Raw genomic sequence first — 19,200 nt, 5'->3', positions numbered from 1 at the left:
GGGCTAGGGCGTGGGTACGAACGGGGCGTCCTGGCAAGCGCCCGGCCGCCCCCGCTCACGCTGCATCTTCGTCACCCGCCACACGAAGACGATGGCGAGGACCGCGGCCACGGCCTCGGCCGTATCCGCGGCCGCCCCGAGTTCGAGGAAGAACTTCTCGTTCTCCGGGGAGCGTTCACCCGCACTGCCAGGGATCGCCCACCGGCGGTACGCGAACACCGCCCGGCTGAGCGTGAAGGTCAGCCACCACGCATGCACCACCGCCGCACTCCGAAGACGGCTGCCTCGGCCGGCGTTCCAGATGTCCAGGGCCATGCGGTACGGGAACCAGAAGTTGACCACGGGGACGAACCAGCCCCAGAACGCCCAGCCCCGTGACCTCGAATGAGCATCCGCCGCGAGCACCTCCGCGTTCACCCGGACCCGCCAGAACCAGACGAGGAAGGCGGCCATGGTGGGCAGCATCAGCAGGGTGTACGCGCGGGAAGCTTCGCCGGACAGGGTCTCCAGGTCCTCCTGCCACACCCGGGACAGTCCCCACCCGGCCCACGCCGAGACCAGATCGGCGACGATCACCGGACCGAGCAGCGCGCTCACCGCCCACGCCAACCCGACCGCCGAGCGGAGCGCCGGCGCCCGGCCGGTCACGCGGAGGGCCCTGCCAGCGCCTTCGCCGTCTGCATCCCCGTAAGCCGCCGCACGAACAGGACGGCGACGACACACGCCACGACATCCACCGCATCCGACACCGACAGCAGCGTCACCGCGTCCCGGATCTCCTCGAAGGACTCCGCTCGTGTGTAGTCGCTGGAGGCGTAACGCCCGAACACCATCGTGGCCGCAAACATCAGCCACCAGCCGTTGAGCAGGGCCTGCGAGGTCGGCGGCCCGGCGGGCTCGCTCGCGCCCCAGATGTCGGAGGCGACACGGCGCGGCAGCCAGAGGTTGGCGATCGGCACGAACCAGCTGCCGATCGTCCAGCCGCGGGCCATGGACTGGAACTCGGGCCCGAACACCTCGGCGTTGCCCCGCACCCGCCAGAACCAGACGAGGAAGACGACGATCAGCGCGATCATGACGCCGCCCTGGACGAGACCGGAGACCCCGTACAGGGCCTCGGCCGCGTTCGTACGGTCGAACAGCGCGTCCGACGCGGGGTCGGCCCGCAGCTCCGTCATCGCGGAGCGCAGCCGCAACCCGGCCCACAGCGAGAAGAGGTCGGCGACGATCATCGCGCCGAACAGCCAGGTCAGTGCCGTCGACAGACCGATCGGCGACTTGAGGTACGCCATCGGTCCGGCCGGCACCGGAGTCGGTGTCAGGCCGGATGGCGGCGGATTGTAAGAAGGCATGCCGGACATGCGGAACCCCCCACGGGTCACGGAAGACGAGAAACGTGCCGCGGCACCCTCTCCCCAGGGGTCACACGCAGCACGCGGAATGTACGCGGCGCGCGGCCGCGTGTCCAGAGAGAAAGAAGCAGGTCAGCCCAGCTTCTCGGCCAGCGCCCTGAACTCCGTCCACGACAGCGCCGGCTGCCGCCTGTCCCACACCCGCTGGCTCATCGCGCGCAGCGGCAGCCGGATGCCCGCCGCGACCTGTTGTTGCGACTGGGCACTGGAGAAGTCGCACCAGACGGCGAAGCGCGCGCCCAGGATCTGCCCGTCGTACGAGGCGGGGACGGGCTTGGAGCCGCGGATCACCAGCGGGTTCCACTCCTTGTAGATCCGCTCGCCGGTCGGGTACGCGAAGTCGTTGGGCTCACCGAGCACGTAATAGAGGTACTCGTCGTTGAGGTTGACGAGCCTGCGTCCCTCCTTCAGATACTCGACGGGTTCACGGGCCCCCAGCTCCTTGCCCGTCCAGTACTCGATCTCCACGTCCTTGGCGGCCTGCACCACGCCGCCCCGGAACAGCCCGTCGTTCCAGGCCTTCGGCCGCTTCCCCTCGGCCTGCGCGGCCTTCGCGCGGTCGTTCAGCCAGCCGGTCGCCAGGTCCTGCACCTTGGCCCCGGCCCCGTACTTCTCGCGGGCGCGAGCGGCCAGTTGCGGGAACGAGCCCTCCGGGTCCGAGGTCGTCAGCGGCTGGTACTCGTCGGCGCCGACGTGCCAGTACGCGCCGGGGAAGAGCTCCGCGTACTCGCGCATCAGCTCGTCGATGATCTTCGCGGACTCCGGCTTGGAGATGTCGATCGCTCCGCGCGACGCGACCCCGTTGGCGTTCCGCAGCTGGAGCGAGGGGTGCGCGGCCAGCACCGCGCCCAGGTGGCCCGGCGAGTCGATCTCGGGGATCACCTCGATGTGCAGGCTCCGCGCGAGATCGACGATCCGCTTCACCTCGGACTTCTTCAGATGCACCGCCGACACCACCTCGGGATGCGAGGTGGAGGCGATACGGAAGGCCTGGTCGTCCGAGAAGTGCAGGCCCAGCTGGTTGTACTTGAGGTCCGCGAGCTCACGGACCCGGTCCTCGATCCAGGCCGCCGTGAAGTGCTTGCGGGCGATGTCGAGCATAAAGCCGCGCTGCGCCTTGGCGGGTTCGTCCCGGATGACGCCCTCGGGCGCGGTGCCGTCCTGGCGGACGGTCTGCTTGAGCGTGCGCGTGCCGTAGAAGACACCGGCCTCGGCGGTCCCGGAAATCCGGACCCGTTCGTCGCTGACGCTCAGCGTGTACGCCTCGGGGCCGGCCTCCCCCGAGACCAGGGCCAGCTCCACATCGCCCTTGCCGGGGTCGGCGCCCTCCGCGTACTCGAGACCGAGCTCGTCGGCGAGCAGCCGCCCCTCGTCGCCCAGTTCCTTCGCGTGCTCCTCGCCGACGATCACCTGCGCGCCCCGGTCCGGATGCCAGCCGGGCCCGCGTGCCGCGGTGTGCTCGCGGACCGCGGGGATGGTCCGCGGCGCCTTCGACACGGGGAAGGCGGGGGCGGACGAGACCGGGGAGCGGTTGTCGGTGCGGTCGGCGGACGACGGGGTCCCGACCGGAGAGCCGCTGTCGTCGGGCCAGAGCGTCACGGTGAGGACGGCGGCGGCCGCGGCGGCGATTCCCCCGGCGGCGAGCAGGGCGCGGGACCGGGATCGCGAAGAGGTCGACATCACCCCGGCAACCTCCCACGCGGCAGGAGTCCGTCGCTCGGTCCACGCCCCGAGCGTCCACCGCCCGTCCCCAAACTCTCCCTTCCGGGTGAAATTCGCGCATCCGTCGGACAGGTCCTGACACCTCTCGATAGCGTGAGCGCATCCCCCTCTCCCCTGCCGATGCCCACTCATGGCCGTATGGCCGTGCTTCCGAGGAGCGCACGCTGCCTTCGCCCAGCCCGTCCCGCACCGCCGCACCACCGGCGCTCGCCATACCGAAGCAGGCCCAGGCGGCCTTCACGGTGCACCCGGGACTCGCCCTGTTCAACACCGCGCCGGCCGAGGACGCCTTCGCGCTGCTGCTCGACTGCTGCGCGAGCGAGCGCTGGGCGCGGCGCCTCGTCGAGCACCGCCCCTACCCCGACCCCGACGCGCTGCTCGCCGCGTCCGACGAGGCGGGGTACGACCTCGGGCCCGCCGAGCTGGCCCAGGCCCTCGCCGCGGAGGAGAGCGAACTGCCCGTCGCGGGCGACACGCCGCAGTCCGCGCTCACCGCACTGCGCGCCGCCCACGCCGCGTACGAGGCGCGTTTCGGCCACGCGTTCCTGCTGAGCCTCGACGACTACCAGGACGACGAGCACCTCGACCAGGTCCTCGCGAGCCTGCGCAAGCGGCTCTCGCACGAGGTCGACGAGGAGCGGATCGTCGCCGCGGAGCAGCTGCGCCGCCTCGCGCGCGAGCGCATCACGGATGCCCTGTACGTCCTGTCGTATCCGTAAATCCTGGGAAACCGACCGGACTGCTAGGCCGTACGTGGCTGTTTGATCACACCTATCGACCCCCTGCGGGCTTGCCGACATCTGGTCGATACGATGACGAGCGGCCGGTGGACCGTACCCGGCCGGGTCTGACCGACAGAGAAGCCGGCCGGCCCTCAAGCCCCGCTCCCGGAGGGTTCTTCCGTGCCGGCTGGAACGCTGTACCGCGGCCGGGAAGGAATGTGGTCCTGGGTGGCTCATCGAGTCACCGGCGTCCTCATCTTCTTCTTCCTGTTCGTACACGTCCTCGACACCGCTCTCGTCCGCGTCTCCCCCGAGGCGTATGACGATGTCGTGGCCACCTACAAGACGCCGCTCGTCGCGTGCCTGGAGTACGGCCTCGTCGCCGCCATCCTGTTCCACGCGCTCAACGGCCTGCGCATCGTCGCCGTCGACTTCTGGTCGAAGGGCCCGCGCTACCAGAAGCAGATGCTCTGGACCGTGATGGGCATCTGGATCGTGCTGATGGTGGGTGCCCTTTATCCGGTGCTCGGCCACGCCGTACGCGAAGTCTTCGGGAGCTGACGCCGATGTCTCTCAACAAGGAAGCCGCCGACGCCACCGCCATCGGCGACGTCGAGGGCGTGTCCCTCTACGACGTGGACCACCCCGCGCCCGTCATCGAGGCCCCGCGCAAGCGCACCAAGAAGACCCCGAAGGCCACCCGCGGCAACTTCGAGATGTACGGCTGGCTGTTCATGCGCCTGTCCGGCATCGTGCTGACCGTCCTGGTCATCGGCCACCTGCTGATCCAGCTGGTGCTCGACGGCGGTGTGTCCAAGATCGGCTTCGCCTTCGTGGCCGGCCGCTGGGCCTCCCCGTTCTGGCAGGCGTGGGACCTGATCATGCTCTGGCTCGCCATGCTGCACGGCGCCAACGGCCTGCGCACGATCATCAACGACTACGCCGAGCGGGACAACACGCGCTTCTGGCTGAAGATGCTGCTCTACACCGCCACGGTGTTCACCGTCCTTCTGGGCACGCTGGTGATCTTCACCTTCGACCCGAACATCCGCTAGGCCCGGGGTAACGACATGAAGATCCACAAGTACGACACCGTCATCGTCGGCGCCGGCGGCGCGGGCATGCGCGCGGCCATCGAGGCCACCAAGCGCAGCCGTACCGCCGTGCTCACCAAGCTCTACCCCACGCGTTCCCACACCGGTGCGGCGCAGGGCGGCATGGCCGCCGCGCTCGCCAACGTGGAGGAGGACAACTGGGAGTGGCACACCTTCGACACGATCAAGGGCGGCGACTACCTGGTCGACCAGGACGCCGCCGAGATCCTGGCGAAGGAGGCCATCGACGCGGTCCTCGACCTGGAGAAGATGGGCCTGCCGTTCGGCCGCACCCAGGACGGGAAGATCGACCAGCGCCGTTTCGGCGGCCACAGCCGTAACCACGGCGAGGCCCCGGTCCGCCGCGCCTGCTACTCGGGCGACCGCACCGGGCACATGATCCTCCAGACGCTCTACCAGAACTGCATCAAGGAGGGCGTGGAGTTCTTCAACGAGTTCTACGTCCTCGACCAGCTCATCGTCGAAGAGGACGGCGTCAAGAAGAACGCCGGCGTCGTGGCGTACGAGCTGGCCACCGGCGAGATCCACGTCTTCCAGGCGAAGGCCGTGATCTACGCGTCCGGCGGTACGGGCAAGTTCTTCAAGGTGACCTCCAACGCGCACACCCTCACCGGTGACGGCCAGGCGGCCTGCTACCGGCGCGGACTGCCGCTGGAGGACATGGAGTTCTTCCAGTTCCACCCGACCGGCATCTGGCGCATGGGCATCCTCCTTACGGAGGGCGCCCGTGGTGAGGGCGGCATCCTCCGCAACAAGGACGGCGAGCGCTTCATGGAGAAGTACGCGCCGGTCATGAAGGACCTCGCGTCCCGTGACGTCGTCTCGCGCGCCATCTACACGGAGATCCGTGAGGGCCGCGGCTGCGGTCCCGAGGGCGACCACGTCTACCTCGACCTCACGCACCTGCCGCCGGAGCAGCTGGACGCCAAGCTCCCGGACATCACCGAGTTCGCCCGTACGTACCTCGGTATCGAGCCCTACACGGACCCGATCCCGATCCAGCCCACCGCGCACTACGCGATGGGCGGCATCCCGACGAACGTCGAGGGTGAGGTCCTGTCGGACAACACCACCGTCGTTCCGGGTCTGTACGCCGCCGGCGAGGTCGCCTGCGTGTCCGTGCACGGCGCCAACCGCCTGGGCACCAACTCGCTGCTCGACATCAACGTCTTCGGACGCCGCTCGGGTATCGCCGCCGCCGAGTACGCGGCCAAGGCCGACTACGTCGAGCTGCCGGAGAACCCGGCCGAGCTGGTCGTCGAGCAGGTCGAGCGGCTGCGCAACTCCACCGGCACCGAGCGTGTGGCGGAACTCCGCAAGGAGCTGCAGGAGACGATGGACGCCAACGTGATGGTGTTCCGTACGGAGCAGACCATCAAGACGGCCGTCGAGAAGATCGCCGAACTGCGCGCCCGCTACAAGAACGTGTCCATCCAGGACAAGGGCAAGCGGTTCAACACCGACCTCCTGGAGGCCATCGAGCTGGGCAACCTGCTCGACCTGGCCGAGGTCATGGCGGTCTCCGCGCTCGCGCGCAAGGAGTCCCGCGGCGGTCACTACCGCGAGGACTTCCCCAACCGCGACGACGTCAACTTCATGCGCCACACCATGGCGTACCGCGAGGTCGGCGACGACGGCTCCGATTCCGTCCGCCTCGACTACAAGCCGGTCGTCACGACCCGCTACCAGCCGATGGAGCGTAAGTACTGATGGCAACTCCCGTACTGGACAAGGTCGAGGCCGAGTCCGCAGCCTCGCCGTACATCACGGTCACCTTCCGTATCCGCCGCTTCAACCCGGAGGTCTCCGAGGACGCGGTCTGGGAGGACTTCCGGATCGACATCGATCCGAAGGAGCGTGTGCTCGACGGTCTCCACAAGATCAAGTGGGACCTGGACGGCACGCTGACCTTCCGCCGCTCGTGCGCGCACGGCATCTGCGGCTCGGACGCGATGCGGATCAACGGCAAGAACCGCCTCGCGTGCAAGACGCTGATCAAGGACATCAACCCCGAGAAGCCGATCACGGTCGAGGCCATCAAGGGCCTAACCGTGCTCAAGGACCTCGTGGTCGACATGGAGCCGTTCTTCCAGGCGTACCGCGACGTCATGCCGTTCCTCATCACCGAGGGCAACGAGCCGACGCGTGAGCGGCTGCAGTCCCCCGAGGACCGCGAGCGCTTCGACGACACCACCAAGTGCATCCTGTGCGCCGCCTGCACGTCCTCGTGCCCGGTGTTCTGGAACGACGGGCAGTACTTCGGCCCGGCGGCGATCGTCAACGCGCACCGCTTCATCTTCGACTCGCGCGACGAGGCCGGCGAGCAGCGCCTGGAGATCCTCAACGACCGTGACGGTGTGTGGCGCTGCCGCACCACCTTCAACTGCACGGACGCCTGCCCGCGTGGCATCGAGGTCACGAAGGCGATCCAGGAAGTGAAGCGGGCGCTGATCACTCGGCGCTTCTGAGCTTCTTTCTCGTACGTCACCGTGGGCCCCGTTTCCGATGGAAGCGGGGCCCACGTGCTTAATGTGACGGCATGTCACTCGAACTGCTCGGCTTCGACAACGTGTTGTTCCCCGTGGGAGATCTCCCCGAGGCCGTGGACTTCTACGAACGGGCCGGGTTCCCGCTCGACTTCCGCCTCGACGACGCCGGTATCGCCCTGTTCAAGGTGGGCCGGGAGACGCCGGGCCTGCTGCTGCGCCAGGAGGACGGACTACCGCAGCGCCCGTCGGGTCCGTGGCCCGCGCGGGTCTGGCTGGAGGTGCCGGACGCGCGGGCGGCCGGGCGGGAGCTGGCGGCCGCGGGTCTTGCGGTGGAGGATCCGATCTCGGCGTCGACCGGCTGGACCGTCGAACTGGCCGATCCCTGGGGGAACATCGTGGGGTTCACGGACTATCTGAAGCGGCCGGGGCTGGCGCGTACGGCGGCGACTGCGACCGCGACTGCGACTTCGGCAGAGGGCGAGGCGGCCGGGGAGCGTGAGGCGGTCGCGCGCTAGGCCGCAGGGCCTGTCCCGGCCCTAGTTGGCACGCGCCACCATTTCGTTCAGTACGCCCAGCAGCAAGTAGCCGTTCCCGGCCAGCGCGAGCAGCGCCGCAAAGCGCTGCAGCGCTCTCGCGCGGCCCAGCACCCCGGCCGCCACCCAGATCCCCGCGACGGCGCAGCCGACCGCCCCCAGCGCCGGGATGGTGAGGCCCTCCACCTCCGACCTGTTCACGTAGACCAGGGTGCACAGCCCGCTGGTCAGGAGCAGGACGTACGCCCGGACCAGCCGCCGGGCCCAGCGGCCGAGCTTCGATGCGGTCCGTGTGGGCGTGGGCGGCTGGTAGGCGGGGGCGACGGGTTGTCCGCTCCACTGGGGCGGAGGCTGCGGCTGCCCTCCCGTACCGCCGCCGTACGCCCTGGTCGGGTTCGGCGCGGGCACGGGCCGTGTCTCGGCCTCCGGGGAGGCCGCGGCACCGTGCGCCGCTCCCACCGGTCCCGTACCGCCTTCGCGCAGCCGCCGGACCTCCGCCCGCATGGCCTCCGCGTCCGCGAACCGGTCGGCCGGGTCCTTGGCCAGCGCCCGCGCCACCAGCGCCTCCACCGCGGCCGGGACCCGCGCCCCGCGCTCGCCGAGGGTCGGCGGAGGCTTGGTCACGTGCTGGTAGCCGACCTGGAACCCGGAGTCGGCGTCGAACGGGACCTCGCCCGTGAGCAGTTCGAACAGGACGACGCCCAGCGAGTAGAGGTCGGAGCGGCCGTCCAGGCCGCGTTGCCCCTCGAACTGCTCGGGTGACATGTAGTGCGGCGTACCGATCGCCGTGCCCGTACGGGTCAGGGCGGTGCCCGGTGTCTCCAGGGCGTGCGCGATACCGAAGTCCATGACCTTGACCGAACCGTCCGGGCACACCATCACGTTGGCCGGCTTGATGTCGCGGTGGACCATGCCCTGCGCATGGCTCGCGGCCAGGGCGTCGAGTATCTCGCCGGTGACGCGCAGCGTCCGGTCGAGATCCCCGGCACCGGCCCCGGGACCGGCCGGCATGCTCGCGGCGAGCGTCTGCCCGTCGACGTACTCCATGACGAGATACGACAACGGCCCGCCGGGCAGCGGCTCCTCGCGTACGTCGAAGACCGCGACCACGTTGGGATGGCTGAGCCTGGCCACGGCCCGGGCCTCGCGGCGGAAACGCTCGCGGCCGCTCTCCTCGGCGGCGAGCGCGGCGCTCATGGTCTTCACCGCGACCGTGCGCTCCAGCTCGGTGTCCCGCGCGCGGTAGACGGCCGCCATGCCGCCCGAGCCGATGCGCTCCTCGACGATGTAGCGCCCCTGATCCAGTAACTGACCCGCCGTGAGACTCATCGACATCGCCCGCCCCGCCTCCCCAAGCCGGAGATCAGGTTAGCGAGAGCCGCGTCGCGGCAGCCAGGGCTTGAACGCGTTCAAAACCAGCGCTACAGTCATGCCCACAAGGTTTTGAACACGTTCAAGGGAGCGTTGGTCATGGACCTCACGGTCACCGCGTATGTCATCTACCTGGTCATCAGCATCGGTCTGACCATCTGGGTCGCGCGGACACTCAGCCGCAACGGACGGATCTTCCTCAGCGACGTGCTGAAGGGGAACGAGAAGCTCGCCGAAGCGGTGAACCACCTGCTCGTCGTCGGCTTCTATCTCGTCAATCTCGGGTTCGTCGCGCTCTATCTGAACGCGGACGACCTGATCACCGACGCGCGGGGGATCTTCGAGGCGCTGTCGGTGAAGCTCGGGGTGGTACTGCTCGTGCTGGGGGTCATGCACCTCGGCAACGTCTGGGTCCTCAACAAGATCCGGCGCCGGGGAATCATGGAGCGCGAGCAGATGCCGCCCGTACCGCCGCAGGGGTTCAGCGGCGACCAGGGTGCGTGGGCGGCACCCGCGGGGGCCTGAGCGATGGGGACCGCTCAGAGGTCGGGGGGCCGGGGCGCGGCCCCGGGGCAGGCTGGCCGGGGCGTGGCGTACGCCCCGGTCCGCCGGCTGACCGTCCTGTACGACGCGGAGTGCTCGCTCTGCACCCACCTGCGGAACTGGCTCGTACGGCAGCGGCAGTTGGTGCCGCTGGATCTCGTACCCGCCGGTTCGGACGAGGCGCGGCGCAGGTTCCCGGGGATCGACCACGGGCGGACGCTCGACGAGATCACGGTCGTCGGGGACGGCGGGCAGGTGTACCAGGGGCCCGCGGCCTGGGTCGTGTGCCTGTGGGCGCTGGCCGAACACCGGCCGCTGGCCCACCGGTTCGCCTCACCCGCGGGGGCCCGCTTCGCGCGGGCCGCGGTCCTCGCGGCGGCGAAGTACCGAGAGGGGCAGCGCGGGGCCGGCCAGGGGCAGGGCTGGGGCGACGGGGTGTACCGGCGGGGCGACGGGTGGGTGTACCACCCGCAGCACGGCTGGTCGTACGCCGGGCACCCGGAGCCTTGTGACTCCGGACGCTGTCCGAGTCGTTAGGCTCGGGAACCGTGCCAGCAGGGAAGAAGAGCGTGAACGTGCCGTCAGCGCAGCCGGAGGCCGCGGCCGCGGCCAAGGGCGAGCAGACGAAGAGCGAGCAGACGCGGACGCTGATCCTGGAGACCGCGATGCGGCTCTTCCAGGAACGCGGCTACGACAAGACGACGATGCGGGTGATCGCCAAGGAGGCCGGGGTCTCCGTCGGCAACGCGTACTACTACTTCGCCGGCAAGGAGCACCTGATCCAGGGCTTCTACGACCGGATCGCCGCCGAGCACGAGGCCGCCGTACGGCCCGTGCTCGACCGCGAGACGGATCTGGAGGCGCGGATCTCGGGCGTCCTGCGGGCGTGGCTGGAGATCGCGGAGCCGTACCACGAATTTGCGGCGCAGTTCTTCAAGAACGCCGCCGACCCGGACTCGCCGCTCAGCCCCTTCTCCACCGACTCGGCGCACGCGCGGGAGGCGGCGATCGCCGTGCACCGCGAGGTGCTCGCCGGCTCGAAGGCGAAGATCCCGGAAGAGCTCAAGGACATCCTCCCCGAGATGCTCTGGCTCTCCCAGATGGGCCTCGTCCTGTACTGGGTCTTCGACCGCTCCCCCGCCCGCGAACGCTGCTACCGCCTGGCGGACCGCGGCGCAAAGCTCACCACACGCGGCGTGGCCCTGGCCCGGTTCCGGGTGCTGCGGCCGCTCGTGCGGGAGGTCCATGAACTGTTCGTGGACTTCTTGCCGGGGATGACGGACGAGGACGCCTCGGACGCCGAGCCCGGCACCACCAAGCGCTGACCCGATCAGAGGGCCGGCACCGGCCCCACTGAAAGGTCACCGCGATGATGCTCATCGGCATGCTGCTCCTGCTGGCCCTCGGTCTCCTCGTCCTCTTCGTCCTCGCGGCCCTCGGTTACGTCCTCCTCATGGCGGTCGTATCCGCCGCGGCGGGCGCCTGGACCCGGCCGAAAGTGGGCTGGCTGATCGCGGCCGCCACGATCGGGATGCCGCTCATGGTGACGGCGGGCGGCCTTGCCGTCGTCGCACGGTGACCGCGATGGCCGTCGTCGTGCTCCTGCTCTTCATGGTGCTCATCGTCTACCTGGGGCTGATGTGTCTGCTGTGCGGCTGGGTCGCGCACAAGTCCGGTGCGAGCGCGGGCTGGACGATCGCGGCGGGAGCGGCGGGCCTGCCGTTCGCCCTCCTCGTCCTCGCGGTGGTGGGGGTGATGGCGGCCGGTACGTGAGGCGCACGCAGGGCACTGACCTCGGCGCTCAGGGCTGAGGGCTGAAGGCTGAGGGCTGAGGGCTGAGGGCTCAAAGCTGGCTGAGGATCGTCGGGTCGGTGATCTCCTTGTCCTTCGCGAGCAGCATCGCCTTGCTGAGGATGACCGACAGGACGCGGTCGCCCTCGAAGGGGAGGTAGCCGCCGGCCGCCGGGTCGCCCGCGGCCGAGGTGCCCTTGGGGACGATGCACACGTACTGATCGTTCGGCGTGCGCAGGATGTTGCCCGAGCCGAGGTGGATCTTGTACGTGTGCCGTTCGCCGCGCACGTGCAGGAAGCGGCCCTCGACCGTGCACCGGCCGGCGATCGCCAGCCTCGGTATGAGGCGGGTGAGCAGGGCGCGGCGGGTCTCGGCACCCGCGTTCAGCTCGCCGAAGCCGTACGAGGTCCAGTACTCCTGGAAGCGGCCCTCGGGACCGCCGTCCTGCCATGTCGGATCATTGCCCACGCTGGCCACGCCGACGAACAGATCGACGTCGCGCAGGACTTCGCTGAGCGCGAGCGGCGGGATGTCCGCGAGCGGCAGGGCGTCGACGGGCTCCGCCCCTCCCCTGAGCCACATGCGGTACTCGCCGCCGCCCGCGTGCGCGCTGTTGTGCGGGGCGTCGATGGGATAGAAGCGCACCTGATCGGTACGCACGCGCAGGTAACTGCCGGAGTCCGTGAGGTCGGCGCCCCAGTCGTCGCCGATCCCTTCGATCCAGTACTCGGCGCGCAGCCCCCACTGCGGCAGCTCCTTGTACGCCGGCGGGTACTCGTCGTCCACGCTCAGCCGCAGCTTGGCGTGCCAGCCCCGGAGTGCGGCCAGGGAGTTGAACTGGTGCTGGCGCAGGATGTGGGCGGCGAACCGGTTGGAGTACGTGCCCGTGTTCCGCTCGGCGTCCGTCAGCAGATACACCTCGCGGTGGGCCTGCTTGAACGGCTGGGTGATGCCATGCCGCTCCAGCCAGTCGCGCCAGGCGACGATCCCGTCGGGCCCGTGGTGGATGGGGTGCCACAGCTCGACCTGCATCCCCGCGGTGACGGGTTCGTCCGTGAGCGTGCGCAGCTCCCCGTCCGCGTACCCGACCGGCTGTCCGTCGACCGTCCACAGGAGGCGGCGGGCGAGGGTGCCGAGGAGCGGGTGGTCGAGGTACTGGGCACGCCACTTGTCGTACGCCCAGGTGCGGCGCGCGAGGAACTGCCGGTCGAGGCGCTCGGCCTGGGCGCCGAGCATCTTGTCGATGTCCTTGACGGCGGCCTTGAGCTCCTTGAGCTCGTCGGGGTGGTCGCGCCGGACGGTGGCGGGCGGGGACTTCACGGTCTTCCCGGCCGCGTTGGTCCAGGTCAGCGTCGCCTTGGAGCCGCGCACCAGCAACTCGGCCGCCGCATCTCCCAGTTGGTGGACGCTGCGGCCCACCTCGGTGAGGCCGTACGCGGGGACGGCCAGCTCCTCGATCTCCTCGCGCGTGAGGCCGAGGGCTTTGGCGCGCTGGTCGAGGCCGCTGTTGAGCACCTTCAAGGTGCCCTTGTACGTCAAGCGTGTGGCCAGCCTGGCCAGTTCGGCCAGGGCCGCCTCGCCCTCGGTGCGGGCGAGCGCGACGACGCAGGCGTTGGCCACCTTGGGGTTGCGGGGGCCCAGGCCCGGCACCTTGCGCAGCGACACCTCGACGACCCGGCCGAGGGTGCGGGTGGTGTCGCGGTCGGCGGGCAGGAGGGAGAGGGTCCAGGCTAGGCCGCGGAGGGCGTCGGCGTTGTACGGGTCGTACGCGTCGTCGTGGTGGTAGTACCCGTCGTCGGCGAACGGCTGGGTGCGCGGCAGGCCGACAAGCCCGAGCCAGCAGGTGATCCGCTCGCGTACCGCGCCGGCGCCGATGCGGTCGATCAGGGCCATGGTCGCCTTGTCCCACTTGCCTGTCGGCTTCGCCGACGTGGCCGACGCGGCCTGCAGGAGCAGGGCGCGCCAGTACGGGCGCGCCTCCTCCCCAGTCTCGGCGAGATCGGCGATGGCCCGGTCGGACCAGGCCTCTCCGGGATTCAGCACAGGGTCAGTCAGCTCCTGGAGCAGCTTCTTCAGCTCTTTGTCGGGGTGGTACTGCTGCACGGCCGAGCGGCGCAGGGTCGCCACGACCGGGCCGGGAACGCTGCGGCCCGCGTCGAGTTCGGCGCGGACCAGGGTCTTCACCTCGTGGGTGGACCAGACGGAGTGCATCGCCCCGTAGTGCGCCAGGCGCTCCTGCCGCTCGGCTGCGAGCCGGTCGTCGGGCAGCCCGCGGCGCAGCAGGGTGACCAGTCCCAGCGCGTTGATCCGCGACGGCGAGGTCCGGTGGAACACCTCGGTGCGCTCGATGAGTTCATCCGCCAGCAGCCGGGCGGTGCCCTCGGGCAGCACCCGGAGCGTGTGCAGGATCTCGGCGCCGTCACCTTCCCAGCTGTTGTCGTTGCTGATGGCCACGTCCAGGAGCTGGCCTGCGAGGCCATACACATCGCTCTCGGCAGCGAGCCTTCGGACGGCGGCGACCCGTTCGGGGTATCTGCTCAGCATCAGCCACCCACCAACGGAACAAGCTTCAAGAACGTGACCTCGACCCCGAGCCGCAGCTCGATCTCCTCGTCCAGTTCCTCGATCTGCCGGTCCCCCACCAGCACCAGGAACCCGTTCCGCCCGAACGCCTCCACCGCGCGCTCGAACTGCCGCTCCGGATCGAGCCGGCGCGGCTTCTTCAGCTCGTACCCGTTGAGCGTGCGCTCGGTGTCCGTGGGCTGGACCAGCCCGCGGAAGACCGCCGGCGACGCGGCGTGGTACTCCGCGACCTCCTGGAACACACGCCGCCGGATCACCTCGCGCAGCGTGAGCCGCTCCTCGGTGATCTCAAGCCCCCACGCCTCGGCGCGCTCACCCGCTGTCGTCTCGTCGACGAACGTCAGTCTCCCCATGCCCAAGGAGATTAGAGCGCGGCACTGACAACCGCCGCCGGCCTGGGAGTTCAGGCCTTCCAGCCCGCCCCGCCGCCCTCCTCGGCGACCACCATGATCCGGCGCAGCATGTCGGAGAGCTGGGCCAGTTCGGCCGGGGGCAGGACGCGCAGCAGCCGCGTCTCCTCGTCGCCGAGCATGTCCATCGCGCCCAGCCAGGTCGCCCGGCCGTCCTCCGTGAGCTCGACATCGACCTTTCGGCGGTCGGTGCGGGACGGCGTACGGCGGATGAGGCCGCGTTTCTCCAGGCCGTCGAGGCGGCCGGTCACCGACGCGGGGCGCAGGTCGAGGTCGGCGGCGAGTTCGGAGGGGGTGGCGCGGCCGGAGCGGCCGGCGAGTTTGTGCAGGGTGTCGAATTCCTGGCGGTCGAGGTCGAAGTCGACGAGGGACTGCTCGCGTACGCGCATCAGGTGCACGGACAGCTTCTTCATGCGCGTCACGGCACCCTCGACGTCGGGGTCGAGACCGGGCAGCACGGGCAGCCAGCGCGCCACGTGCCCGTCGGTCCAGTCCTGCTGCCGCAACGGCTCCCCTTGCTTCATGCGGAGCAGCGTACGCCGCAGCCGTTCGGAACCAAATATTTCGTTGACGAATAGTTCGGTACCGAAATATGTTCGGGTGCATGCCGCACCCCCTGCGCACCCTCAACTTCCGTCTGTTCTTCGCCGGCCGCTCCCTCTCCCTGATCGGCGACGCGGTGATCCCGGCCGCGCTCGCGCTCGCCGTCCTGCAGATCACGGACTCCGCCGCGGCGATGGGTCTCGTCCTCGCGTGCGCGACGGTCCCCAAGTTGCTGCTGCTGCCGATCGGCGGGGTCGCGGGCGACTGGTTCGCGGCGCGGACCGTCGCGCTCGTCACCGATGCCGTACGGGCCGCGAGCCAGCTGTTCGTGGGGGTCGAACTGCTCGCGGGGCAGCCGCAGTTGTGGCAGATCGCGGTTGCCGAGGCGATCGGCGGCGCGGCCTCCGCGTTCGCGATGCCGACCATCTCCCCGCTGGTCACGGGCACGGTGGAGAGGGACCAGCTGCACCGGGCCAACGCCCTGTTCGGGATCGTCCGCAGCTCGGCACGGTTCGGCGGGCCCGCACTCGCCGGGCTCCTGGTGTATCTGGCGGGCCCCGGCCTCGCGTTCCTCCTCGACGGCGTCTCCTTCGCCCTGAGCGCCGTCCTGCTCGGCTTCACCCGGGTCCGCAACGTCGAGGTCGAGCGGCGGTCGCTGCGCGCGGATCTCGCCGAGGGCTGGCAGGAGATGCGCAGCCGCGACTGGTACTGGGTCAGCCTCATCGGCCACTCCGCGTGGAACGGCGCCGCGGCCGTCCTGATGACCCTCGGCCCCGCCCTCGCGGTACGGGAGTTCGGCGGCGAGGGCGCCTGGGTGCTGCTGCTCCAGGTCGGCGCGGGCGGGCTGCTGCTCGGCTCGCTGCTCGCCGCGCGGGCCCGGCCCCGGCGGCCGATCCTGACGGCGAACCTGGGCCTGGCCACGTACGCACTGCCCCTCGGGCTCTTCGCCGCGGGCGCCCCCGCCCCACTGGTGATCGGCGCGTACGGGATCGCGCAGGCGGGTCTCGGTTTCCTCAACCCGGTGTGGGAGACCGCCGTCCAGCAGGCGATCCCCCCGCACGCGCTGGCCCGCGTGGTCTCGTACGACTGGCTGCTCTCGCTCGGCGCGATGCCCCTCGGCTACGCCCTCGCCCCGCTCGCCGCGAACCTGTGGGGTCCGGCGGTTCCGCTGTGGATCGCGGCGGGTGTGGTGGCGGTGGCGTGTGCGGGGACGGCGCTGGTCCCCGGCGTACGGGACTTCCGGGCCGCCGATTCCCGTACTCCTGCGCCGGGGCGCAAGGCCGAGACGGAGACGGTCAGCTGAGCGCGTCCACCGCTTCCTCGGCGGCGAGTTCCACGTCGTAGACGAGCGGTTCCCCGCCGATCATGAGGTGCCTGGCGCGCGGGGCGTACCCGGCCGCCGTGACAGCGAGGAGGTACGAGCCGGGGCCGGGGGCCGCCAGGATGTACGAGCCGTCGGCCAGCGAGTCGACGCGGTCGAGCTGGCGGCCGCCGCGGGAGACGAGGGTGAGCACGGCGTCGGCGACCGGGCTGCCGTCCGGGGTGCGCAGGAAGCCGTGGACGGCGGAGGCACCGCCGGGGACCGCTTCGGTGCGCTGGGCGGGGACGCCGGCTTCGTCAAGCCGCTCGGCCGCCACCGGCTCCTCCGCGAGGTACGGCTCCTCCGCGAGGTATGCCTCCTCCTTCGGCTCCACCGCCAAGTGCGGAAGCCGCTTCTCCAGCCACCCCGGCAGCCACCAGTTGGACCGCCCGAGCAGATGCATCGCGGCGGGCACGAGCGCCGTACGCAGGATGAACGCGTCGAGCGCGACCGCCGCCGCGAGTCCGATGCCCGCCATCGCGCCCTCCGTGTCGCCGCTGAGGACGAACGCGGAGAACACGCAGATCATGATCAGGGCCGCGGAGTTGATGACGCGGCTCGTCTCCGCGAGGCCGACCCGTACCGCCCGCGCGTTGTCCTTCGTATGCACCCATTCCTCGTGCATCCGGCTGACCAGGAACACCTGGTAGTCCATGGAGAGCCCGAAGAGGAGGGAGAGCATGATGACCGGCAGGAAGGCGGTGATCGGGCCCTCCTTGCCGAGGCCGAGCGCCTCCGCGCCCCAGCCCCACTGGAAGATCGCGACGAGGACGCCGAAGGAGGCCGCGGCGGCGACGAGGTTCATGACGGCCGCCGTCAGAGGGACGACGAGCGAGCGGAACGCGATCAGCAGGAGCAGGAAGCCCAGGCCAATGATGGCGCCGACGAACAGCGGGATGCGTTCGCCGGTGACGGCGGCGAAGTCCTTGAACACCGCGGTCACACCGCCGACATGGGTGTCCGTGCCGGCCGCCGGGATCACGTCGTCGCGCAGCCGGTCGATGAGTTCGTCGGTCTCGACGGACTGGGGTGAGGTGGTGGGCACGACCTGGATGACGGAGACGTCGGAGCCCGGCGGTACCGGCATCTGCACGGCCGCCGCGACCCCGTCGGCCGCGTTCACACGGGCGAGCAGACCGTCGTCGCCGCCCGTGCTGACCAGTTGCAGCGGCCCGTTGAACCCCGGGCCGAAACCTTCCGCCAGCAGGTCGTACGCCTGACGCGTGGTCGTGGACTCCTGGTGGTTGCCCTGGTCGGTGGCGCCCAGCCGCAGCGAGAGCACCGGGATCGCGAGCGCCGCCATGACCACCACGGCCAGGAACGCGATCGACCGCGGCCGCCGCTGCACGAACCCGGACCAGCGCGCGGCCGCACCGCTCGCGTCCCCGGACTCGGGCCCGTCGGCCGCCAGCTTCCGGCGCTGCCGCCTGCTCAATGCGCGCGGCCCCAGCACCCCGAGCATCGCGGGCAGCAGCGTGATCGCGGCGAGCACGCTCATCACCACGGTCAGCGAGGTGCCGATGACGACACCGTCGAGGAAGCGCATGTTCATCACGAGCATCCCGGCGAGCGCGATGCACACCGTCCCGCCCGCGAACAGGACGGCTCGCCCCGAGGTGTTGAGCGCGGCGACTGCCGACTCCTCCGGATCAAGGCCGCGCTGGATGCCGCGCCGGTGCCGGGTCACGATGAACAGCGCGTAGTCGATGCCGACGCCGAGCCCGATCAACGAGCCGAGCAGCGGGGCGACTTCGGGGACGTCGGTGACATGGCTGAGCAACGAGGTCCCCATCATGCCCATGCCGACGCCGAACACGGCCGTCACGATGGGCAGCAGCATCGCGAACAGCGAACCGAAGGCGAGGAAGAGGACGACCGCGGCGGCCGCGATGCCCACCATCTCGGCGAGCCCGGTCGGCGGCTCCTGGATCCTGGTGATCGCCTGCCCGCCGAGCTCCACCTGCAGGCCGTCGCGCGCCGCGTCCTGCGCCGTGTCCACGACGTCCTCGACGAGCGCCTTCGGGACGGCGTTGGCCTGCTCGGTGAAGGTCACCTGGGCGTAGGCGGTCCGTCCGTCGCGGCTGATCTGCGCCGCGCCCTGTTCGCTGTACGGCGACGACACCTCGCCGACGCCCGCGTACCCGCCGATCTCCTTGAGCGCGGGCTCGATCCGCTCCCGTACGTCCTCGTCCCGTACGGACCCCTCGTCGACCCGCCACACCACGGTGTCCGTATCACCGGCGCTCTGCGGGAAGGCGTCCGTCATCAGGTCGTACGCACGCTTCGAATCCGTGTCCGGAAGGCTGAAGACGTTCGCATAATCCGTGCCGGCCTGCGAGCCCGCCGCCCCGACGCCGAGCAGCGCCCCCACCCACAGCACGAGGACGACCAGGCGGTGCCGGTAGCACCACCGTGCCAATGCAGCCACGATTCCTGCCCTTTCGTCGGTCCGTCAGCGGTCGGTCGTCCCCCTGGGCCAGGGCTTCGGAGCCCCCGTCAGGGCTTCAGAATCCCCGCCTGTACGCGTGCGTGGCGCAGCGCGGCCATGACTCTCAAGGAACTCCAAGGCTCGGCCCGGTCCCCCGTACAACGAGCCGACGGATAC

At 70.4% G+C, this 19,200-nt stretch carries 20 protein-coding genes; 12 read left to right on the top strand and 8 right to left on the bottom strand.

The window, feature by feature from the left end; all coding sequences use genetic code 11:
- Nucleotides 1–3: 3 nt before the first annotated feature.
- From ACIBI4_RS09200 to ACIBI4_RS09190, 3 genes are all read right to left on the bottom strand, one after another.
- Complete coding sequence (locus ACIBI4_RS09200) at nucleotides 4–648, bottom strand: DUF4328 domain-containing protein (protein WP_399203012.1); 645 nt, start codon at nucleotides 646–648, stop codon at nucleotides 4–6.
- The gene (locus ACIBI4_RS09195) at nucleotides 645–1,352 is read right to left on the bottom strand and encodes a DUF4328 domain-containing protein (protein WP_399203011.1); all 708 of its coding nucleotides are present in this window, start codon (nucleotides 1,350–1,352) and stop codon (nucleotides 645–647) included. The genes ACIBI4_RS09200 and ACIBI4_RS09195 overlap by 4 nt, the downstream gene beginning before the upstream one ends.
- A 132-nt stretch (nucleotides 1,353–1,484) precedes the next feature.
- Nucleotides 1,485–3,092 (bottom strand): glycoside hydrolase family 20 protein, encoded by a 1,608-nt coding sequence (locus tag ACIBI4_RS09190; protein ID WP_399203010.1) that lies wholly within the window; start codon nucleotides 3,090–3,092, stop codon nucleotides 1,485–1,487.
- A 284-nt stretch (nucleotides 3,093–3,376) separates the two neighbouring features.
- Between ACIBI4_RS09190 and ACIBI4_RS09185 the strand changes: the two genes are divergently transcribed.
- From ACIBI4_RS09185 to ACIBI4_RS09160, 6 genes are all read left to right on the top strand, one after another.
- Complete coding sequence (locus ACIBI4_RS09185) at nucleotides 3,377–3,853, top strand: 2-oxo-4-hydroxy-4-carboxy-5-ureidoimidazoline decarboxylase (protein ID WP_399203009.1); 477 nt, start codon at nucleotides 3,377–3,379, stop codon at nucleotides 3,851–3,853.
- Nucleotides 3,854–4,036: 183 nt separating this feature from the next.
- A complete protein-coding gene (gene sdhC, locus ACIBI4_RS09180) occupies nucleotides 4,037–4,417 on the top strand; it encodes a succinate dehydrogenase, cytochrome b556 subunit (protein ID WP_399203008.1) in 381 nt (126 codons plus the stop codon).
- Between the two features lie 5 nt (nucleotides 4,418–4,422).
- Nucleotides 4,423–4,911, top strand: coding sequence for a succinate dehydrogenase hydrophobic membrane anchor subunit (locus ACIBI4_RS09175; protein WP_399203007.1), 489 nt, complete (start codon nucleotides 4,423–4,425; stop codon nucleotides 4,909–4,911).
- A 15-nt stretch (nucleotides 4,912–4,926) separates the two neighbouring features.
- A complete protein-coding gene (gene sdhA, locus ACIBI4_RS09170) occupies nucleotides 4,927–6,681 on the top strand; it encodes a succinate dehydrogenase flavoprotein subunit (RefSeq protein WP_399203006.1) in 1,755 nt (584 codons plus the stop codon).
- On the top strand, nucleotides 6,681–7,439 hold the full coding sequence (locus tag ACIBI4_RS09165; RefSeq protein ID WP_399203005.1) for a succinate dehydrogenase iron-sulfur subunit: 759 nt from the start codon (nucleotides 6,681–6,683) through the stop codon (nucleotides 7,437–7,439). Before sdhA ends, ACIBI4_RS09165 begins: the two co-directional genes overlap by 1 nt.
- 71 nt (nucleotides 7,440–7,510) lie before the next feature.
- A complete protein-coding gene (locus ACIBI4_RS09160) occupies nucleotides 7,511–7,975 on the top strand; it encodes a VOC family protein (RefSeq protein ID WP_399203003.1) in 465 nt (154 codons plus the stop codon).
- A gap of 21 nt (nucleotides 7,976–7,996) precedes the next feature.
- On the opposite strand, the gene ACIBI4_RS09155 is transcribed toward ACIBI4_RS09160, so the two are convergent.
- Entirely contained in the window at nucleotides 7,997–9,328 is a 1,332-nt protein-coding gene (locus tag ACIBI4_RS09155) for a protein kinase (protein WP_399203002.1), read from the bottom strand.
- Between the two features lie 135 nt (nucleotides 9,329–9,463).
- On the opposite strand from ACIBI4_RS09155, the gene ACIBI4_RS09150 reads away from it, so the two are divergent.
- From ACIBI4_RS09150 to ACIBI4_RS09130, 5 genes are all read left to right on the top strand, one after another.
- Nucleotides 9,464–9,889 (top strand): hypothetical protein, encoded by a 426-nt coding sequence (locus ACIBI4_RS09150; protein WP_399203001.1) that lies wholly within the window; start codon nucleotides 9,464–9,466, stop codon nucleotides 9,887–9,889.
- Between the two features lie 3 nt (nucleotides 9,890–9,892).
- Nucleotides 9,893–10,444, top strand: coding sequence for a thiol-disulfide oxidoreductase DCC family protein (locus ACIBI4_RS09145; RefSeq protein ID WP_399203000.1), 552 nt, complete (start codon nucleotides 9,893–9,895; stop codon nucleotides 10,442–10,444).
- Between the two features lie 128 nt (nucleotides 10,445–10,572).
- Nucleotides 10,573–11,232 (top strand): TetR/AcrR family transcriptional regulator, encoded by a 660-nt coding sequence (locus ACIBI4_RS09140; protein WP_399203237.1) that lies wholly within the window; start codon nucleotides 10,573–10,575, stop codon nucleotides 11,230–11,232.
- Between the two features lie 44 nt (nucleotides 11,233–11,276).
- Nucleotides 11,277–11,486 carry a hypothetical protein gene (locus ACIBI4_RS09135; protein WP_399202999.1) on the top strand — a complete coding sequence of 70 codons (210 nt, stop codon included), beginning with the start codon at nucleotides 11,277–11,279 and terminating at the stop codon, nucleotides 11,484–11,486.
- Nucleotides 11,487–11,491: 5 nt separating this feature from the next.
- Nucleotides 11,492–11,680, top strand: coding sequence for a hypothetical protein (locus ACIBI4_RS09130; RefSeq protein ID WP_399202998.1), 189 nt, complete (start codon nucleotides 11,492–11,494; stop codon nucleotides 11,678–11,680).
- 70 nt (nucleotides 11,681–11,750) lie between these two features.
- On the opposite strand, the gene ACIBI4_RS09125 is transcribed toward ACIBI4_RS09130, so the two are convergent.
- Genes ACIBI4_RS09125 through ACIBI4_RS09115 form a run of 3 tightly spaced genes read right to left on the bottom strand, consistent with a single transcriptional unit; the run spans nucleotide 11,751 to nucleotide 15,216 of the window.
- The gene (locus tag ACIBI4_RS09125; protein WP_399202997.1) at nucleotides 11,751–14,243 is read right to left on the bottom strand and encodes a DUF4132 domain-containing protein; all 2,493 of its coding nucleotides are present in this window, start codon (nucleotides 14,241–14,243) and stop codon (nucleotides 11,751–11,753) included.
- The gene (locus ACIBI4_RS09120) at nucleotides 14,243–14,635 is read right to left on the bottom strand and encodes a hypothetical protein (RefSeq protein WP_399202996.1); all 393 of its coding nucleotides are present in this window, start codon (nucleotides 14,633–14,635) and stop codon (nucleotides 14,243–14,245) included. Before ACIBI4_RS09120 ends, ACIBI4_RS09125 begins: the two co-directional genes overlap by 1 nt.
- A gap of 50 nt (nucleotides 14,636–14,685) precedes the next feature.
- Nucleotides 14,686–15,216, bottom strand: a complete 531-nt coding sequence (locus tag ACIBI4_RS09115; RefSeq protein ID WP_399202995.1) for a MarR family winged helix-turn-helix transcriptional regulator — start codon at nucleotides 15,214–15,216, stop codon at nucleotides 14,686–14,688.
- Between the two features lie 80 nt (nucleotides 15,217–15,296).
- Here ACIBI4_RS09115 and ACIBI4_RS09110 point away from each other — a divergent pair, with 80 nt between their 5' ends.
- A complete protein-coding gene (locus ACIBI4_RS09110) occupies nucleotides 15,297–16,538 on the top strand; it encodes an MFS transporter (RefSeq protein WP_399202994.1) in 1,242 nt (413 codons plus the stop codon).
- Here the strand turns inward: ACIBI4_RS09110 and ACIBI4_RS09105 are convergent.
- Nucleotides 16,531–19,014: an MMPL family transporter gene (locus tag ACIBI4_RS09105; protein WP_399203236.1), complete on the bottom strand. Its 2,484-nt coding sequence runs from the start codon at nucleotides 19,012–19,014 to the stop codon at nucleotides 16,531–16,533. The genes ACIBI4_RS09110 and ACIBI4_RS09105 overlap by 8 nt on opposite strands.
- Nucleotides 19,015–19,200: the final 186 nt, after the last annotated feature.

It is taken from the genome of Streptomyces sp. NPDC050418, assembly GCF_044458745.1.
In the GTDB taxonomy this organism is placed as follows: domain Bacteria; phylum Actinomycetota; class Actinomycetes; order Streptomycetales; family Streptomycetaceae; genus Streptomyces.
This window is presented reverse-complemented; position numbering and strand designations above follow the sequence as displayed.